This window comes from Haladaptatus sp. W1, assembly GCF_001723155.1.
GTDB classification, from domain to species: domain Archaea; phylum Halobacteriota; class Halobacteria; order Halobacteriales; family Haladaptataceae; genus Haladaptatus; species Haladaptatus paucihalophilus.
Genome location: NZ_MEIH01000265.1, coordinates 1 through 17252, shown reverse-complemented (window position 1 = coordinate 17252; position 17252 = coordinate 1). Strand labels below are relative to the sequence as shown.

The 17252-nt window shown below is 63.1% G+C and carries 18 protein-coding genes and 1 pseudogene; 12 read left to right on the top strand and 7 right to left on the bottom strand.

Annotation, left to right across the window (positions count from 1 at the left end; genetic code table 11):
* The 3 genes from BG842_RS12100 to BG842_RS12090 all read left to right on the top strand — a co-directional run.
* On the top strand, positions 1 to 802 hold an 802-nt coding region (locus BG842_RS12100), incomplete at its 5' end, for a hydroxymethylbilane synthase (protein ID WP_069450926.1).
* Positions 799 to 1539 (top strand): uroporphyrinogen-III synthase, encoded by a 741-nt coding sequence (locus BG842_RS12095; protein ID WP_069450925.1) that lies wholly within the window; start codon positions 799 to 801, stop codon positions 1537 to 1539. The genes BG842_RS12100 and BG842_RS12095, both read left to right, overlap by 4 nt.
* A 27-nt stretch (positions 1540 to 1566) precedes the next feature.
* Positions 1567 to 2979 carry a DHH family phosphoesterase gene (locus tag BG842_RS12090; protein WP_069450924.1) on the top strand — a complete coding sequence of 471 codons (1413 nt, stop codon included), beginning with the start codon at positions 1567 to 1569 and terminating at the stop codon, positions 2977 to 2979.
* A gap of 23 nt (positions 2980 to 3002) precedes the next feature.
* Here the strand turns inward: BG842_RS12090 and BG842_RS12085 are convergent, their stop codons facing one another.
* Positions 3003 to 3791: an N-acyl homoserine lactonase family protein gene (locus BG842_RS12085; protein ID WP_069450923.1), complete on the bottom strand. Its 789-nt coding sequence runs from the start codon at positions 3789 to 3791 to the stop codon at positions 3003 to 3005.
* Between the two features lie 99 nt (positions 3792 to 3890).
* Between BG842_RS12085 and BG842_RS12080 the strand changes: the two genes are divergently transcribed.
* The 5 genes from BG842_RS12080 (at position 3891) to BG842_RS12060 (ending at position 7743) form a co-directional block, all read left to right on the top strand.
* Positions 3891 to 4229, top strand: coding sequence for a DUF5783 family protein (locus BG842_RS12080; RefSeq protein ID WP_069450922.1), 339 nt, complete (start codon positions 3891 to 3893; stop codon positions 4227 to 4229).
* Between the two features lie 124 nt (positions 4230 to 4353).
* A complete protein-coding gene (locus BG842_RS12075) occupies positions 4354 to 4713 on the top strand; it encodes a NifU family protein (RefSeq protein WP_007982247.1) in 360 nt (119 codons plus the stop codon).
* 81 nt (positions 4714 to 4794) lie between these two features.
* Positions 4795 to 6297, top strand: a complete 1503-nt coding sequence (locus BG842_RS12070) for a sulfatase (protein WP_069450921.1) — start codon at positions 4795 to 4797, stop codon at positions 6295 to 6297.
* 1 nt (position 6298) lies between these two features.
* The gene (locus BG842_RS12065; RefSeq protein WP_254663115.1) at positions 6299 to 7246 is read left to right on the top strand and encodes a lysylphosphatidylglycerol synthase transmembrane domain-containing protein; all 948 of its coding nucleotides are present in this window, start codon (positions 6299 to 6301) and stop codon (positions 7244 to 7246) included.
* A complete protein-coding gene (locus BG842_RS12060) occupies positions 7243 to 7743 on the top strand; it encodes a hypothetical protein (RefSeq protein WP_254663114.1) in 501 nt (166 codons plus the stop codon). Before BG842_RS12065 ends, BG842_RS12060 begins: the two co-directional genes overlap by 4 nt.
* A 529-nt stretch (positions 7744 to 8272) precedes the next feature.
* Here BG842_RS12060 and thrS read toward each other — a convergent pair.
* Positions 8273 to 10195: a threonine--tRNA ligase gene (gene thrS / locus BG842_RS12050; RefSeq protein WP_069450919.1), complete on the bottom strand. Its 1923-nt coding sequence runs from the start codon at positions 10193 to 10195 to the stop codon at positions 8273 to 8275.
* A gap of 228 nt (positions 10196 to 10423) precedes the next feature.
* Here thrS and BG842_RS12045 point away from each other — a divergent pair, with 228 nt between their 5' ends.
* Both BG842_RS12045 and BG842_RS12040 read left to right on the top strand, forming a co-directional pair.
* Positions 10424 to 11041 carry a hypothetical protein gene (locus tag BG842_RS12045; RefSeq protein ID WP_254663113.1) on the top strand — a complete coding sequence of 206 codons (618 nt, stop codon included), beginning with the start codon at positions 10424 to 10426 and terminating at the stop codon, positions 11039 to 11041.
* A gap of 72 nt (positions 11042 to 11113) precedes the next feature.
* Positions 11114 to 11908: a succinylglutamate desuccinylase/aspartoacylase family protein gene (locus tag BG842_RS12040; protein WP_069450917.1), complete on the top strand. Its 795-nt coding sequence runs from the start codon at positions 11114 to 11116 to the stop codon at positions 11906 to 11908.
* 4 nt (positions 11909 to 11912) lie between these two features.
* Here the strand turns inward: BG842_RS12040 and BG842_RS12035 are convergent, their stop codons facing one another.
* Both BG842_RS12035 and BG842_RS12030 read right to left on the bottom strand, forming a co-directional pair.
* Entirely contained in the window at positions 11913 to 12950 is a 1038-nt protein-coding gene (locus BG842_RS12035; RefSeq protein WP_069450916.1) for a dipeptide epimerase, read from the bottom strand.
* A complete protein-coding gene (locus BG842_RS12030; protein ID WP_069450915.1) occupies positions 12947 to 13960 on the bottom strand; it encodes a DUF1611 domain-containing protein in 1014 nt (337 codons plus the stop codon). Before BG842_RS12030 ends, BG842_RS12035 begins: the two co-directional genes overlap by 4 nt.
* 136 nt (positions 13961 to 14096) lie before the next feature.
* Between BG842_RS12030 and BG842_RS12025 the strand changes: the two genes are divergently transcribed.
* Together BG842_RS12025 and BG842_RS12020 are read left to right on the top strand one after the other, a co-directional pair.
* On the top strand, positions 14097 to 14978 hold the full coding sequence (locus BG842_RS12025; RefSeq protein WP_069449666.1) for a homoserine kinase: 882 nt from the start codon (positions 14097 to 14099) through the stop codon (positions 14976 to 14978).
* 89 nt (positions 14979 to 15067) lie between these two features.
* Positions 15068 to 15274, top strand: a complete 207-nt coding sequence (locus BG842_RS12020; RefSeq protein WP_007976994.1) for a hypothetical protein — start codon at positions 15068 to 15070, stop codon at positions 15272 to 15274.
* Positions 15275 to 15280: 6 nt separating this feature from the next.
* Here the strand turns inward: BG842_RS12020 and BG842_RS12015 are convergent, their stop codons facing one another.
* The 3 genes and pseudogenes from BG842_RS12015 to BG842_RS12005 all read right to left on the bottom strand — a co-directional run.
* A complete protein-coding gene (locus BG842_RS12015) occupies positions 15281 to 16168 on the bottom strand; it encodes a Vms1/Ankzf1 family peptidyl-tRNA hydrolase (RefSeq protein ID WP_069450914.1) in 888 nt (295 codons plus the stop codon).
* A 62-nt stretch (positions 16169 to 16230) separates the two neighbouring features.
* Positions 16231 to 16461, bottom strand: a complete 231-nt coding sequence (locus BG842_RS12010; RefSeq protein ID WP_007976996.1) for a hypothetical protein — start codon at positions 16459 to 16461, stop codon at positions 16231 to 16233.
* Positions 16462 to 16520: 59 nt separating this feature from the next.
* Positions 16521 to 17041: pseudogene (locus tag BG842_RS12005) on the bottom strand (DUF5815 family protein); the annotation flags it as partial.
* Positions 17042 to 17252: the final 211 nt, after the last annotated feature.

The following is a 17252-nucleotide window of genomic DNA, read 5'->3' as shown; positions in this document are numbered from 1 at the left end:
GCGTGCGAGCGCGAACGACGTGCTCGTGACGCCGGACGGAAAGCCCATCGACGCGCTCCCGGATGGTGCCGTCGTCGGCACGTCCAGCCTTCGACGGAAGGCCCAACTGCTGAACTTCCGCCCCGACCTCACCGTCGAACCGCTCCGCGGCAACGTCGATACGCGAATCGAGAAACTGCTTGCCCCGGTCCTTCAGGCCGAACACGAGGAGCGAACCGAGGAGGAAAAGGAACGAAAGGGCCACGTCGGGAAGAAAGACAGCTACGAGTTCCCGTACGACAAGACCATCGACGAGTGGTTCAACGACCTCTCGGAGGTCGAACGTCGCGCGCTCGAACGCGACATCGAAACCGAATACGACGGCATCGTCCTCGCCGAGGCAGGCCTCCAACGGAGCGGCCTCGCCCATCACGTCGAGTACGACCAACTGCCGCCCAAGCAGTTCGTCCCCGCGCCGGGACAGGGCGCGCTGGCGGTCATGACGTTGGACGGCGAACTCGCACAGGACCTGCACACGGTCCTCGACCACCCGCGAACGCGGGTCGAAACGACCGTCGAGCGGACGATTCTCCGCGAACTGAACGGCGGCTGTATCGCCCCCATCGGCGTTCACAGCATCATTCAGGGCGAAAACGTCCACGTCGAGGCGCAGGTGTTCAGTCAGGACGGCTCCGAGGTCATCTCGATAAAGCGCGACGTGCCGGTCGAAACGCACGTCACCGGCGCGAAGAAGGTGGCAGAAGAACTCGCGGACCGCGGTGCCCGCGACCTCATCGCGGCGGCGCGCGAGGGGAGCGAATGAAGGTCGCCGTCTTCCGCCCGGACGACGAACGCCTCGACGAGGCGGTGGACCTACTCGAATCGCTCGGTGCCGACCCCGTTCCCGACCCGATGCTCGCGGTCCGCCCGACCGACGACGCACCCCGAGACGCCGAGTTCGTCGTCCTGACGAGCAAGACCGGCGTCGAACTCGCACACGAGGCCGGATGGAGTCCGGGCGATGCGACCGTCTGTGCCATCGGCGAGCGCACCGCCGCGACGCTCCGCGAGTACGGCTACGACGTGGATATCGTCCCCGATGAGTTCTCCTCACGAGGTCTCGTTACAACCCTCGCCGACCGCGTGGACGGAAAATCGGTCGAAGTCGCACGGAGCGACCACGGGAGCGAGGTGCTGACCGACGGTCTCGCGGACGCCGGTGCGGACGTTCACGAAACGGTGCTGTACGAACTCGTCCGCCCCGAGGGGTCGGGTCGCTCGGCGGAACTCGCCGCGGACGGCGACCTCGACGGCGCGCTGTTCACGTCCTCGCTCACCGTGCACCACTTCCTCGACGCCGCCGAGGAACGCGGAATCCGAGCGAAAGCCGTGGACGGTCTCGAAGACGCGACCGTCGGTGCCATCGGCGACCCGACGCACGATACCGCCAGCGAACTGGACATCCGCGTCGATGTTGTGCCGGAAACGGCCTCCTTCGACCGATTGGCGCGCGAAGCGGTCGAACGCATTACCGACGGTGGCGACGAGGCTGAAGTTTAAACCGGAAGCCGTGACAAGGACCTATCTATGAGCGGCCCAGTTCCGGAATTGAGCGCGCGTGCGGCGGCCTGTGCGGACCGATTACGCGACGCGGACGACGTACTGCTCGCCTCGCACATCGACGCCGACGGGCTGACGAGCGCGGCCATCGCATCCTCCGCCCTCGAACGCGCGGGACTCCCGTTCGAAACGGTGTTCTGCAAACAGCTCGACGACGAGGCGCTCGCGGCAATCGCGGCGACCGACCACGAGACCGTCCTCTTCACCGACTTCGGCAGCGGGCAACTCGACATCATCGCGGACCACGAGTCGGCGGGCGACTTCGAACCCGTCATCGCGGACCACCACCAACCGGCGGACGCGGACACGGAGTTCCATCTCAATCCGCTCCTGTTCGGTCTCGACGGCTCGTCCGAACTTTCGGGTGCTGGCGCGAGTTACGTTCTCGCCCGAGCGCTCGAACCCGAAGCGGGAGACAACCGTGACCTCGCGGCGCTCGCCGTCGTCGGCGCTGTCGGCGACATGCAGATTTCGGACGGCGAACTCGTCGGCGCGAACACGGGTATCGTGGAGGAGGGAATCGACGCGGGCGTCGTCGAAACCGGCACCGACCTCGCGCTGTACGGCAAGCAGACGCGTCCGCTACCGAAACTGCTGGAGTACGCGACGGACGTGTACATCCCCGGCATCTCGAACGACCAGAACGGCGTCCTCCGGTTCCTCGATGGCGTCGGCATCGACCTCAAGGAGGACGGCGACTGGCGGCGCTGGGTCGATTTGACGGCCGACGAGCGCCAGACCGTCGCCAGCGCGCTCGTCCAGCGCGCGATGCGGAAGGGCGTCTCGGCGAGCAAAATCGAGGGACTGGTCGGTACCACCTACACGCTCGCCGCGGAACCCGAGGGAACCGAACTCCGCGACGTGAGCGAGTTTTCCACTTTGCTCAACGCGACGGCGCGCTACGACCGGGCGGACGTCGGTCTCGCGGTCTGTCTCGGCGACCGCGAGGCCGCCTTGGAGCGGGCGCGGACGCTCCTGAAGAATCACCGACGAAACCTCTCGGAGGCCATCAGTTGGGTCCAATCGGAGGGCGTCACGAAGGAGGAAAACGTCCAGTGGTTCCACGCGGAAGACCGGGTGCGCGAAACCATCGTCGGCATCGTGGCGGGCATGGCGGTGGGTGCGAACGGCATCGACCGAAACGTCCCCATTCTCGCGTTCGCGGAGAAGAACGACGAGGAGGTCAAAGTCTCCGCACGCGGAACGCCTGCCCTCACCCGGAAGGGTTTGGACCTCTCAGTCGTGATGAAAACGGCCTCTCAAGCCGTCGGCGGCGACGGCGGCGGCCACAACGTCGCGGCGGGTGCGACGGTTCCGAAAGGGAAAGAAAAAGAATTCATCGAACACGCCGACGAACTGGTCGGCGAGCAACTCGGCTAGATTTTCGAACGCGATATCGGTGTTCAGTATTTCGCTGCCAGTTCCTCGAATCGTTCGAGGTCGTGGCCGTGAAGCACGTCCGCGTCGTGGACCCGTTCGAGTTCCTTCAGCGTGTACAGGCTGTCGCGCCACGCGCGTTCGCTCCAGAGGAGGCCGGGACCGAGCGGAACTTCGTCGGCGTAGTTCGCATCGACGTAGGCTTCGTCGCCCGCGATGAGCAGCGTCCCCTCGTCCGTCTCGATTCGCGCGCCGAGCACGCCGGGAGTGTGTCCCGGTAAGTGGAGGAGTTCGACCCCGTCGGCCACGGTGTGCGTATCGCGGTGGACGATTTCCCAGTTCAGGTCGCGGTCGAAATCCGAGGCGAGGTAGGCTATCGACCCGTCGTCGGTTTTCGCGGAGTAGTAGGCGAACTTCAGTTCCTCCTCGTGCACGTAGACGGGGACGTCGCGGCCCTCGAACGCCCCGAGTTGTCCGGCGTGGTCGAGGTGGAGGTGGCTCATCACGACTGCATCGATGTCGTCGAGTTCGTATCCGGAATCCGCGAGGTCTCCTTCGAGGGCGTGTTCCTCGGCGTCGTAGGCTTCGAACGCGCCGTACAGCGGGTCGGGCCAGTACTCCGCGGCGTTTTCGGGACAGCCGGTGTCCCAGAGGAACGTTCCGGCATCCGTCTCGACGACGGCGTTCCAGACCACGAAGTCGATGCGTTCGTGGTCGGGGTTCGGGTTCTCTGCGCTCGCCATCGAATAGCCGTCGATGACGTAGGCGGTGTCGGCGCGAACGCGACCGCGGTCGATGAGCGTGACTTCCGGCATACCATGACCGTTGTTCCGTATGACATAATCTCTCTCGGTTTGGAGACTGTGACACTCGAATCGCCCGCATTTTTACTTCCTCCTCCCCACGTTCCAGTCATGGCCGAATTCGATGCCGAGAAGTTCGAGGACAAGTACGTCCATTACTTCAACGAACTTCAGCGCGGGTACAAGAACGCTTTCAGCTACATGAACGAGCGGTACGATTCCAAACTCATCCACGCCATCGACCAGGAGGTGCTCAACGAGAGCGAGCCGTTCTACGAGGGTAACGGCGAGTTCCGCATCGAACTCCCCGAGAACCCGACCGACCGCGTGCGGAGCGTCGTCGTGGAGGACGAGAAACTCGAAGAGACGCTTTCGGTGTACGTCGAGCGGTTGGAGTACGAACTGGCACGTGTGTTCGGATTCGACCCGACCGACCCGGACGAAAACTGACGACGCTTGCGGTTTTCTACCTCATTGAAATCGCCGAAAAGTCACGACTCATCGGCGATTCGTGCCGGATTTCGACCGTGAGACAGTGGAAAGGCCTAAGGATGCTGGCACCATACTCCGACACATGAGTACCGAGACTCAGGAAGACGGAGACGACCTCGAAGAACGGGTCAGCAACTTCCTGCGCCGTAACTTCCCGCAGATTCAGATGCACGGCGGGAGTGCTGCAATCCAGCAGATCGACCGCGAAACCGGTGAAGTCACCATCATGCTGGGCGGTGCGTGCAGTGGTTGTGGCATCTCCCCGATGACGATTCAGGCCATCAAGAGCCGTATGGTGAAAGAGATTCCCGAAATCAACAAAGTCATCGCGGAAACCGGTATGGGCGGCGATGGCGGCATGGGCGGCGGCATGAGTCCGTCCTTCCCCGGCGAATCGAGCGGCGACGACGAGGACGACGAAGGTCCGCAGGCTCCCTTCTAGTCCCGGTATTTTTACCTTTCGGCCGATTCCAGGCGCTGAATCACGATATTTATCCCACCGGACGGTGTAGCAGGCGACAGTATGACGAACGACGACGCCGCGGCGCAAAACGTCGTATTCGTTGTGATGGACACGGTGCGTAAGGACCACCTCTCCGTCTACGGATACGATCGCCCGACGACGCCGGGCCTCGAACGGTTCGCAGAGGAAGCGACCGTCTTCGAGCAAGCGGTTTCTCCCGCTCCTTGGACCTTACCGGTGCATGCTTCCCTGTTCACTGGAATGTATCCCAGCGAACACGGCGCGAGCCAAGAAAATCCCTATCTTGAGGGGGCGACGACGCTTGCACAGACCCTCTCCGCCGCTGGATACGACACGGCGTGTTACTCCTCTAACGCGTGGATTACGCCGTACACGCACCTGACGGACGGCTTCGACGACCAAGACAACTTCTTCGAAGTGATGCCGGGGGACTTCCTCTCAGGCCCGATGGCGAAGGCGTGGAAGACGATGAACGACAACGAGTCGCTTCGGAAGGTCGCCGACAAACTCGTCAGCCTCGGCAACGTGGCTCACGAGTATCTCGCCAGCGGCGACGGTGCGGACTCGAAGACGCCGCAGGTCATCGACCAAACCATCGAGTTCATCGACGACTCGGACGGCCCGTACTTCTCGTTCATCAACCTGATGGACGCCCACCTGCCGTACCATCCGCCCAAGGAGTACCGTGAGGAGTTCGCGCCCAACGTCGATTCGACGAAGGTGTGCCAGAACTCGAAGGAGTACAACTGCGGCGCGCGTGACATCAGCGACAAGGAATGGGGCGCGATTCAGGGCCTCTACGACGCCGAAATCCGCCACATCGACGACCAACTCCAGCGTCTCTTCTCGTGGCTCAAGGAGAACGACGAGTGGGACGACACGATGGTCGTCGTCTGTGCGGACCACGGCGAACTGCACGGCGAACACGACCTGTACGGCCACGAATTCTGCATCTACGACCCGCTCGTCAACGTCCCGCTGATGGTCAAGCATCCCGAGATGGACCCCGGCGTGAGCGACGAACAGGTCGAACTCATCGACCTGTACCACACCGTCCTCGACCACACGGGCGTCTCCGGATCGAACTCGACCCGACCGCTCGACGAGGCGCGGTCGCTTCTCAACGCGGACTACCGCGCGTTCGCCGAGGACGTGCCGGGCGACGGCGAGTGTGCGTTCGTGGAGTACTACCGTCCGGTGGTCGAACTGAAACAACTGGAGGAGAAGGCGAAGCGCGCGAACATCACGCTGGACGAAAACTCGCGCTTCTACTCGCGGATGCGGGCCGCGCGGCGGCCGGACGCCAAATACATCCGCAACGAGCGCATCGAGGACGAGTTCTACAAACTGGACGACGACCCCGGCGAGTTGAACGACGTAACGGGCGAGGGAACCGAGGAAGAGGTCGAACTCGAAGCCGCCCTCTCCGCGTTCGAGGAGACGGTCGGCGGCGAGTGGAAGGAGGTCTCCGACGACGACGTGCTCGGCGACATGAGCGACGACGCCAAGGACCGACTCCAAGACCTCGGTTACATCGACTAACGTGACGGACGAGTCGGCTCCGGACGGCGGGAAGGCGCTGTCCGCAGGACTGTCGGAGCGATTGGGGACCGGCAAGCTACTGCTGGGGTTCGTCGTCGCGGTCATCCTCATCTACCTGCTCGTCGTCGCCTCCGGGTGGCGGCGGGTACTCGACACCTTGGAGGGCGCGGACTACACGTGGGTCTGGGTGGCGTGCCTTTCGACGTTTCTCGGCCTCGCCGCGTGGGGAAAGGCGTGGCAAATCGTCCTCGCGGTGCTCGATATCCAAGTCGAGTTTCGACGCCTCGTCGTCACCTACCTCGCGGCGACGTTCGCCAACTACGTCACCCCGTTAGGGCAGGCTGGCGGCGAACCGTTCATCGCCTACATCCTCTCGCGGGACACGGAGGCGAGTTACGAGGATAGCCTCGCCAGCGTCGTGACGGCGGACCTGCTCAACCTCCTGCCGTTCTTCAACTTCGCGGCGCTCGGCCTGAGCTACCTGCTCATCCGCGCGTCGCTCCCCGACAATGCGAAGACGCTCGCGCAGGGACTCGTGGTGCTGGCGTTCGGCGTCCCGGCGATTGCATACGTCGGATGGCGGTATCGACAGCGCGTCGAGGACCTCGTGATTCGACTTGCGGCACCGATTGCGACTCGCACGTCTCGCATCACCGTCGAGGGGATTCGAAAACGCATCGACCGCTTCTACAATTCCCTCGAACGAATCGCGAACGAGCCGCGCGAACTGCTGTTCGCGCTCGTCTTCTCGTACACCGGTTGGATTTTCTTCGCTCTGCCGCTGTACTTCGCGGGGCGGGCGCTCGGCCTGCCGCTCCCGCTGGTGCTCGTGCTCTTCATCGTTCCGGCGAGCACGTTGGCCGGACTGACGCCGACGCCGGGCGGACTGGCGGGCGGGACGAGATTCGGAGCTACGTCGATGGCCTCTCCGAGAACGCCGACGAGGTGAGCGACACGCTCGAAGACACCCAGTTCGGAACGTTCGACGTGCTGTCTGCCATCCTCAACTTCAACTACTCGTGGAAGATATTTCTCGCGCGGAAGATTCGCAACGAACACGCGGACGCCCTCACCGACGAGGTGGACGAGGCGTTTGACGACATCATCGAATCGCTGACCTTCTTCGGCCCGTCGCGCGAACATTTCAAAACGCTCTACTTCCAGTGGGAACTTGTCAACCTCTCGCGGGCCATGCTGTACACGGCGGTCCCAGCGCTCGTCGTCACCATCTCGATGATAATCTACTTCGACGCGAAGGCGATTCCGGGGTCCACGTTCGGCATCAGCAACGACGTGCTGACCGTGAGTTTGGCTTCGACGATTGCAATCGTCCCGTTCATCATCCTGCTGGCGTACATCCTGCGGATTGCGACGGTGGCGAAGCGCACGCTTTCAATCGGGCCGTTCATTCTGCGGGAGACGAAGCGGAGCGACGAGTTGGACTGAGAAGAGCGAGCGAAGTCGGCAACTCTCCCGACATTCGTCAGCGGTGGTGTGCTGGATACCGAACGTAGGTCGAACAGTGGGCGCTTCCGTTTAGAAGACGACTATTTGGACGAGAAATAGCGCAATTAATACGAGAGCGAGAATTGCCATTCCATACGCTAATAGCCCGTACTCCGTCGGCTTTCGCTCGTATTTCTCGGGATTGTACAATCGAAGGAGTCCGGTTCCCAAGATGGAGAGGCCAACGCCGAGTTGTGTGATGATTGCGATAGGAGACTCAAAGAGGAAAGCGGCCTGCGCCAGCAATACTATTCCACTATATACGAAACAGAGGGTTACGAACCGAACAGGTTTCATCTATCTCGTAGATAACAGCGAATATTCATATGGTCACCGGTGACTACTGACCACGAATCCAGTAGTCCGTGAAGTAGAATACTAAATACGCCTCCTCTATTCGTCAATACTGGTAAAAGCCGACCCCCACCGAATATTTCGGCAGAACGAGAAAAACCGCAGTCCAGCCGCCTCAGTCCAAGAACCCGAGTCCCGTATCCTTCTCGTCTCGCTCTTCTTCGAGATGCTCGCGGAACGCCTCCAACGAAACATCCTTCTCTTCACGCTCCAGACGGTCGCGGACCGAAATCGTGCCCGCTTCCTCTTCGTCACCACCAACCACAATCATATAGGGAACGCGGTCGTCGTGGGCCTGCTGGATTTTACGGCCGACGGTCCACGAGCGGTCCTCGACTTCGACGCGGAAGTCGTCGAGTTCGTTGGCGACGCGGTGGGCGTAGCCGAGGTTGTCGTCGCTGACGGGGAGGACGCGGACCTGCTCGGGCGAGAGCCAGAGCGGGAACTTGCCGTCGAAGTGCTCGATGAGCACCATGAAGAAGCGCTCGTAGCTACCGTACAGCGCGCGGTGGATCATGACCGGGCGCTCCTCCTCGTTTTCCTCGGTGACGTACGTCAGGTCGAAGCGCTCGGGCATGTTGAAGTCGAGTTGGACCGTCGGGCCGTCCCAGACGCGCCCGAGGGCGTCCTCGAAGCCGAAGTCGATTTTGGGGCCGTAGAACGCGCCGTCGCCCGCCTCGATGTCGTAGTCGATGCCGGTGGATTCGAGGACGGAGCGGAGTTGTTCCTCGGCGTGCTCCCATAACTCGTCGCTGCCGACGGACTTCTCGGGGCGGGTGGCGAGCGCGACTTCCACGTCCAAGTCGAACGTCTCGATGACCTCGAAGATGAGGTCCATGACCTGCCGAATCTCGCGCTCGATTTGGTCGGGGCGGACGAACAGGTGGCCGTCGTCGATGGTGAACGACCAGACGCGCGATAGACCGGAGAGTTCGCCGCGCTGTTCCTTGCGATACACCTTGCCGTTCTCGAAGTAGCGAATCGGCAGGTCGCGGTAACTCCAACTGTGCTGGTCGAAGATGGTCGCGTGGCCGGGACAGTTCATCGGCTTGAGGCCGTACTCCTCGTCGTTCACGTCGAGGAGGAACATGTCGTCCACGTAGTTGTCGTAGTGCCCCGACTTCTTCCAGAGTTCCGTGCGGAACAGGTGGGGCGTCTCCACTTCGTCGTAGCCCGCGCCGCGGTTGAGTTCGCCCGCGTAATCGGACAGTTCGCGGAGAATCGTCTTTCCGTGGGGGTGATACAGCGGCAGACCCGGGCCCGTCGTCTCGTCGATGGAGAACAGGTCGAGTTCCTTGCCGAGTTTGCGGTGGTCGCGCTCTTCGGCCTCCTCCATGCGTTCGAGGTACTGTTCGAGGCCCTTCTCGGTCGGGAACGCCGTCCCGTAGACGCGGGTCAGGGTGTCGTTCTCCTCGTCCCCACGCCAGTAGGCCGCGGAGGTTTCGAGCAGCGTGAAGCCGCCGATTTCGCCCGTCGAGGAGACGTGCGGTCCCTTACACAGGTCCGAGAACTCGCCCTGTTCGTAGAAGGAAATCGAGTCCTCGTCGGCCGCTTCGGTGTCGAGGATGTCCTGTTTGTACTCGTTGTCCTCGTACATGTCGAAGGCCTCTTCGCGCGATTTCTCGACGCGCTCGATGTCGAGGTCCTCCTCGATGATGTCGTGTGCCTCGTCCTCGATTTCCGCGAGGTCGTCGCTGTCGAGTTCGACGCCCGCGATGTCGTAGTAGAAGCCCTCGTCGGTCCACGGGCCGATGGTGAGTTTCGCTTCGGGGTGGAGTCGCTTCAGCGCCTGTGCGAAGACGTGGGCCGCGGAGTGTCGGAGGACGCTCAGGTACTCGTCGCTCTGGTCGGTGACGATGACGAGTTGGCAGTCCTCGGACAGCGGCGTCGCCTTGTCGACGAGTTCGCCGTCCACGACACCTGCCACCGTGTCCTTGCCTAGTCCCGGGCCGATTTCGTACGCCACGTCCTCCACGGTTGCGCCTTCCTCCATGTCGAGTTCGGCGCCGTCCGGGAGCGTGACAACGATATCGCTCATGCGGTTTGGTACGCGCCACGCGCCAGATAAGTGTGTTGAGACGGCGCGAGCGACGGTGACGAGTCGAGGTGATTTTTCGAGGTCGGGTCGGGCGAGAAGTAGCCGGAATAACCGAGAAGCAGTCCCGGAAACCCCTCTCCACGTTCGCTACGAGTCGTGTCTGATTTTCCGTGGTCGCAAATGCCGCGGTTGGTTTTCTACGGCTGCAAATGCCGTGGTTAGTTTGTGGTGACTGCAAGTACAGACGTCACTGAAACCGCGCCGCCACCGCCCTCGTGCCTCCCCAACCGATTCCTTCGGTCGCTGGCTCCCTCCGTCATCCCTCACGCGAACTATAGCGAGGTGACTCGGATGACCGCTATCCTCGTCACCCCGCCAGCGCGCGCCATTCGAAAACCGGGATGCGCGCTACTGACTAACCGCCGTGGCGCGTGTGCCAGCGGGTCAGAGGACAGCGAGGTTTCCGCGAAACCTCGAAAACGAGCGGCCGGAATTTTCGATGCAGTCATCGATTACGAGATAGAAAACTCGACCCCTCGTATCGGCGGATACGCTGATGGTGATGTCGGTCGAACAAAGGATATGCGCAAATCACCGAAACCGAAGGACGTGGACAAACCGGTGTTCAACGTGGACGACCAGAAGGTCGGCATCGTCACCGACGTTCGGGACGGTATCGCGTACGTGGACCCGCACCCCAGCCTCTTCGACGAGTACAAGATGCTCCTCGGGTGGAAAGACGAGGCGAAGGACATCTACCCGCTTCCGCACGACGCCATCCACGAGATAACGGACAAAGAAGTTCGGCTACGGACTCACGACACGGAACACGAGAAGAAGAAGTAATTACGTCGGACGGCGGCACGCGCAGTGAAAACCCACAGTCTCAAGTCGTGTGGGTGTGTGCCATGACCATCGATGCGCGTCCAGACCCTCGGCGATGGAACGCCGGACATCGCCGTCGTCGCCTGCCTGCACGGGAACGAGTGCTGTGGCAAAACAGCAATCGAGCGCGTGCTGGCGGAGAAGCCCGCCTTCTCTCGGCCGGTTCGGTTCGTCCTCGCCAACGAGACGGCCATCGCGGAGGGCGTCAGGTTCATCGACGAGGACCTGAATCGCGCGTTTCCCGGCGACCCCGAGGGGGACACCCACGAGTCCCGACTCGCGGCGGAACTCCTGCCCGAGATTCGGGACTGCGGCGTTCTCGACCTGCACTCCACGAGGTCACATCCGGAGGCGTTCGCGCTCCTCTCGCGGACAAACGACCGGACGAAACGGTTGGCGCGGGCGACGGGCGTTGCGCGCGTCGTCGATATCAGCTACGTCGCCGGTGGCCTCATCGACCACGTGGACGGCGTGGCGGTCGAGTGCGGCCTTCGGGGGACGGAGCGCGCCGAGCGAAACGCCGAGCGGGTCTTGCGGAACTTCCTCGGCGAAACCGGGGCGATCGACACGCTCTCGGAAAGCGGGGACCCCGAACTGTATCGCATCTTCGACGCCGTTGAAGGGACCGATTACGAGTTCGTCGGCGAGAACTTCGTCCGCGTCGAGGAGGGCGAGGTGTTCGCCAGAAAGAGAGGAACGGACGACACGGGGAGCCCAGGAAACGAACTCCGCGCCGATCGTCCCTTTTATCCCGTCCTGATGTCCACCGACGGCTACGACGAGATGGTCGGCTTTCGAGCGGAGCGGGTCGGAACGCTGGAGCGCTGACGACCTACGATTTTCGAACGCCGGTGCCCGCGCGTCCCGTTTCGAGGTCGATGACGCCGTTCGGCATCGGGACGCCCTCGTACTCGTCCTCGGCGAGCAGGAGCGACCCGTCCAAATCCGCGTAGTCGAGCAGGGGAACGAGGTGACACGCCGCCGCGATGCTGGCGTTGCTCTCGACCATGCACCCGAGCATGAGTTCCAAGCCGTGGGCGTTCGCGGCGTGAATCATCCGCATCGCCTCGCGGAGGCCGCCGCACTTCATCAGTTTCAGGTTGGCGATGTCGGCCTTGCCCGCAATTCTCGGGATGTCCTCCAGCGTGATGCAGGACTCGTCGGCCGCGATGGGGAGGGCGGCGCGTTCGCGGACGAAGGCCATTCCGTCCGGATTCTCGGCGGGGAGGGGCTGTTCGACGAATTCAACGTCGAAGTCGGCGAGCGCGTCGATTTTCCGCACCGCCTCGCGCGGACTCCACGCCTGATTCGCGTCCACGCGAATCGTCGCGTCGGGCGCTTCCTCCCGAATCGCGCCGACGATTTCCTCGTCGCGGTCGGTGCCGACCTTCACCTTCAGGGTTCCGTACCCGGCCGCGACTGCCTCGCGCGTCTTCTCGCGCATTATGTTGGTCGGGTCGATACCGATGGTGAACGACGTTTCGAGCGTCTCGCGCCCGTCGAGTCCCCAGTAGCGATACAGCGGCAGTCCGGCACGCTTCGCCACGAGGTCGTGCAGCGCGATACTCACCGCACAGCGCGCCGCCGGGTTTCGGTTCACCGTCTCGCGCATCTCCCGTTCGATTCGGGCGAGCGCGTGTGGGTCGTCCACCCGTTCGACGACGGCGAGGAGGTCCGGCATGACGGCTTCGACCGTCGCCGCCGTCTCGCCGTAGTGTTCCGAGGGGGCGGCCCCGCCGATACCGACGTTCCCGTCGTCGTCCTCGATTTTGACGACGACGTTTTCCGCGGCGGTCTGCGTCCCCCGCGAGATGGTGAAGGCGTGTTCGAGCGGGAGCGAGATGCGCTCGAACTCGGTCGAGAGACTCACAGAATCGCCTCCAGTACGGCGTCCGCGTCGAATCGAACGAGGTCGGCCGCGGGCGCGCCGAGCGCGGATTCGTACTCCGCGATTGCCGCGCGGGCGTCCTCGTCGTCCGCGATGCCGGACGTGTTGATGGCTCCGGCGACGATTTCGGTTTCGTGCACCGGTCGTGCGAGTCCCTCGTAGAGCGAGACGTACTCCGAAATCGGGGGCAGGGAGACGGATTCGTAGCCGTGGATGACCTCCTTTCCGGCCTCGTGACAGAGGACGAGTTTATCGGGCATGGACCCGTGGAGGATTCCGCACGTGACGGCCGAATAGGCCGGGTGGACGATGCTTCCCTGCCCTTCGACGAACAGGTAGTCGTAGTCGTCGCCGCGCTCCAGAATCATCTCCTCGACGGCCCCCGCGGTGAAGTCGCTCACCACGCGGTCGATGGGGTTGCCCCATCCGTCGATCATGATTCCCGTTTGTCCAGTCGGGATGAACCCGACGCTCTCGCCGCGGTCGCGGGCCGCCTGCACGAGTTCGAGCGTGGCGGTCATCTTCCCGACCGAGCAGTCCGTTCCGACGGTGAGGATGACTTCCGCGTCCACCTCGTCGGCCACGCCTTGGCTGACGGTGAGGTCGTCGCGGGGCTTTCGTACGTCCCAAATATCGCAGTCGTTCGCCTCGGCCAATCGGGCGAACTCATCGTCGTCTTCGAGGAAGTAGTGCAGTCCCGAAATCACGTCACAGCCGCGTTCGAGCGCGCTCTCCACGTCCGGTCGCCACGACTCGTTGAACCCGCCGCCGATGGGTGCGATGCCGATGACGAGCGCGTCCACATCCCCAACGTCGTCCATTCCGGCGACTATCGGCGCGTCCTGGACGTCGGGTACGTGGTCGGTGACGCGTTCTCCGGGACGGTCGCGGTCGAGTACCGCCGCGACGTCGTAGTCAGCGTAGCGTAGAATCCCGACCGCCGTCTTCGCGCGACCGGGGAACTTTTCGTGCGCCAGTATCGCAACCTGCATGCGTGTGCGGTGGTGGCACGGTGGCTTAAACCCGTCTCTCGCGGTAACGTAGTAATCGCATCCGGTTGTCGGGTTTGGGGGATGCCGATTCCGCCCCGAGGCGAAGGTTTTTGTCCGTGCTTTCGATAGCCTTTGCATGGTCACAGTGCGGGCACCGGCTACGAGTGCCAATCTGGGGTGTGGGTTCGACGTGTTCGGATTGGCATTGGAACGTCCCGCCGACATCGTTCGGGTCGAACGAGCGGAGGAGACGACGATAGAAGTGACGGGCGTTGGGGAACAGTACATCCCGACTGAACCGCCGAAGAACACGGCGGGCGTCGTCGCCGAGGAACTCGGGACGCCCGCGCACATTCGGATCAACAAGGGGGTTCGACCGTCGTCGGGACTCGGGTCGTCCGCCGCCAGCGCGGCCGCCGCGGCCGTCGCCCTGAACGAACTCTACGACTGTGGGCTCACACGGCGCGAACTCGTCCGCGTCGCGGCGGAGGGCGAGGCCGCCGTCTCGGGCGAAGCCCACGCGGACAACGTTGCGCCGTCGATTCTCGGCGGGTTCACGATGGTCACTGACGACGCCATCACGCAAGTCGAGGCGTCGATTCCTGTCGTCGCCTGCCTGCCGGAAATCGTCGTCTCGACGCGGGACGCGAGGCGCGTCGTTCCCCAGTCGGTGGACATCGACGAACTGGTCGATACCGTCGGGAACGCCGCGACGCTCACCGCGGGGATGTTCCGTGACGACCCGGAACTCGTCGGAACGGGTCTCGAAGACGGTTCGGTCACCGGGTCGCGGGCGTCGCTCATCGACGGCTTCGACGCGGTGCGAACCGCCGCGCTCGACGCCGGTGCGACGGGCGTCGCGGTCAGCGGAGCCGGACCGAGCGTCCTCGCCGTCTGTCACGACGACGGGCAGAGCGCGGTTGCGAGCGCGATGTTGGACGCGTTCTCCGACGCCGACGTGGAGGCGCGCGCCTATCCGACCGCCGTCGGGGGCGGAGCGACGATAGAACGTCGGTGAGTCCGTGAGTCGGCGGGTCGGTGGGTCAGTGGGTCGGTGGGGTTGAGGAAAACGGAACACCCACGGTTTCTCGTGAAAATGGTTCTCGTATGATGAGTCGTGACCGCTGTCCCGACTGCGACGTCTCGCTCGAACCGGTCAAGTTCGGCATGAACGACGCGTGGAAACCGTACGTAAAAACGAGCGAACGTCGAGAGGGACTTCTCGGATCGCTCGGCATGAACGAGCGAAAGGAGGTCGAAACGGGCATGTGTCCTGAATGCGGCCGCCTGCTGTTCCACGCGAAGCTGGACTGAGCCGAGTCACACCCGAAACAGCCGCGTCGTCCAGAACTCGTAGAAGGCGTCGTCGAGTGCCTCCCTCGGTTTACCGGTCGCGTCCACCGGTTTAGTCGCCTCGGCATCGTCGCGGAACTCCGAGAGGAGCGTTCGCTGGCCGGCGACGTACAGACGCTCCGCGTCGCGGGCGTCTATCTCCTCCCGACAGCGCTCCAGATGGTCGGCAATCTGTTCGTCACGAATCCGCTCAAACCGAGCCTGTGAGAACCCGCCTTTCGAGTGGTCTCCCTTTACGTCGCTTTCGAATCCCGCGACCGACAGGCGGTCCCGGCCGTCGTACTCGGCGATGGCGAACAGGTCGGAGCGGACGAGCGCGAACGCGAACCGACCCTCCGGCCGGAACCACGACGACTCGAACGCGAAGTCGTCACTCCACGAGACGAACGGTTCCGGAAGATTCGGCGGGACGAGCGCCGCGCTGACGAGTCCCGCGTCGTCGGTCACGGCCAGACACGGGGCGGCGCGAGCGACGAGCGACCCGTGGTCCCCGAACGCCTCGGCCACCGCTTCGGGAAGGTCGTCGTCCACCATCGCGGTCAACGCCCCTTCCGGTTCCGTCTCGAAGCTGTCGAGTCGGTCCAATACGTCGTCCACCCGTTCTCCGTGGAGCGTTTCAGTGCCGCGGAACTCGACCGATTCCTCGTCGCTTTGCAGTCGCTCCACTCGATCTTCGAGTTCCACGATGCGGTTTTCGAGGCGGTTGACCCGCTCTTCTGCGTTCTGGCGTTCGGTGACGGCTTCCGCCCGCCGTTCCTGTTCGGCTTCCAACTGCCGTTCGAGATGATGTTTGTCGTCTTCGAGGTCGTCGATTCGCTCTTTCAGCTCCGCGCGCCCGAGCAACTCGTCCAGCATCGACTCGAAGGGGGCGTTCCGGGGTCTTGTAGTTTGGTGTACAACCGGGATTCGCGTCGTACTCAGAGTTCGTATCGATACGGCGAAGACCGAATTACGGTCACGTCGCCCGCCTGTGCCCGCCGCCCGAGGACGGTGGCGATTTCGTGTGTACTCTCGAACTCCTCGTGGGCGTCGCTCTCGTCGAGGAGGCAAAGGATTTCCCGCGCCGTCAACGGTTCACCGGTCCCGTGTTCGGTCACGACGTCCCGAATCCGTTCGAACGCACTCCCCCGAAGTGGCATAGTGGTCATATCGGCTATCAGGCACTTAAATTTCAGTCAGACAACCACCCCGGTCGGAGCGTTCCCCCTCACGCCGGTCCGTCGTGCGGGCCGGAGAAATCGCGTTCCTTCCGATACTGTTCGACGAAGGTCGGCACGTCGAAGCTCAGCATGTCCGCTTCGAACTGACTCATCGCCTCGTCGTCCTCGGCGTGGCTGACGGCGTGTTCCATCAGTTCGACGATGAGTTCGACGACGACCTCATGAAGACGACGCGAGTCGAAATCTGTCACCCAGACCATCGCGTAGCCGAGGTCGGGGTTTTCCGCCACGTCCTCGCTTGCGACCTCCTCGGGGAATTCCTCCATGACGACGCCCATGATGTGGAGCGTGCCGAATTCGACGTTCTCGTCGGTCGTATCGATGGTTTCGCGGAGGATGTCCACGAGGAACTCGGGGACGAACCGTGACGGCGGATGGACGTCCATGACGACCGCATGCGATTCGCCACAGTCACAGTCGTACTCGCGCATCCCCATGTCGAGTTTCCCGTCGCCACCGACTCGCCACAGGGGAGGTCGAGCGTCGCACCGTCTCCTCCCGGTACGCGCGTTCTGCCATACGCTCCGTTCGTCCCTGACGAGTTTAAAGAACGTGATTGGTCGCCGTCGGTCGATTCGTTCGCCCACACGTACCGCGACCGTACAGATAGTGCTCAATAGTTCTCCCCCGTTCCAGCCCTCGATACATACCCCTCTTAGCGAGCTATTTGATGGCGGAAAAAATACTGACTGCTATGGCACAGGCCAGCGGGGTTCCCG

Bases quoted from the DNA above. Each gene is read 5' to 3' on its own strand.
- thrS (WP_069450919.1), bottom strand. From the start codon at position 10,195: ATGAGCGATATCGTTGTCACGCTCCCGGACGGCGCCGAACTCGACATG.
- BG842_RS12085 (WP_069450923.1), bottom strand. From the start codon at position 3,791: ATGCCGGAAGTCACGCTCATCGACCGCGGTCGCGTTCGCGCCGACACC.
- BG842_RS12040 (WP_069450917.1), top strand. From the start codon at position 11,114: ATGCGCGTCCAGACCCTCGGCGATGGAACGCCGGACATCGCCGTCGTC.
- BG842_RS12080 (WP_069450922.1), top strand. From the start codon at position 3,891: ATGGCCGAATTCGATGCCGAGAAGTTCGAGGACAAGTACGTCCATTAC.
- BG842_RS12090 (WP_069450924.1), top strand. From the start codon at position 1,567: ATGAGCGGCCCAGTTCCGGAATTGAGCGCGCGTGCGGCGGCCTGTGCG.
- BG842_RS12075 (WP_007982247.1), top strand. From the start codon at position 4,354: ATGAGTACCGAGACTCAGGAAGACGGAGACGACCTCGAAGAACGGGTC.
- BG842_RS12070 (WP_069450921.1), top strand. From the start codon at position 4,795: ATGACGAACGACGACGCCGCGGCGCAAAACGTCGTATTCGTTGTGATG.
- BG842_RS12015 (WP_069450914.1), bottom strand. From the start codon at position 16,168: ATGCTGGACGAGTTGCTCGGGCGCGCGGAGCTGAAAGAGCGAATCGAC.
- BG842_RS12010 (WP_007976996.1), bottom strand. From the start codon at position 16,461: ATGACCACTATGCCACTTCGGGGGAGTGCGTTCGAACGGATTCGGGAC.
- BG842_RS12095 (WP_069450925.1), top strand. From the start codon at position 799: ATGAAGGTCGCCGTCTTCCGCCCGGACGACGAACGCCTCGACGAGGCG.
- BG842_RS12020 (WP_007976994.1), top strand. From the start codon at position 15,068: ATGATGAGTCGTGACCGCTGTCCCGACTGCGACGTCTCGCTCGAACCG.
- BG842_RS12030 (WP_069450915.1), bottom strand. From the start codon at position 13,960: ATGCAGGTTGCGATACTGGCGCACGAAAAGTTCCCCGGTCGCGCGAAG.
- BG842_RS12025 (WP_069449666.1), top strand. From the start codon at position 14,097: ATGGTCACAGTGCGGGCACCGGCTACGAGTGCCAATCTGGGGTGTGGG.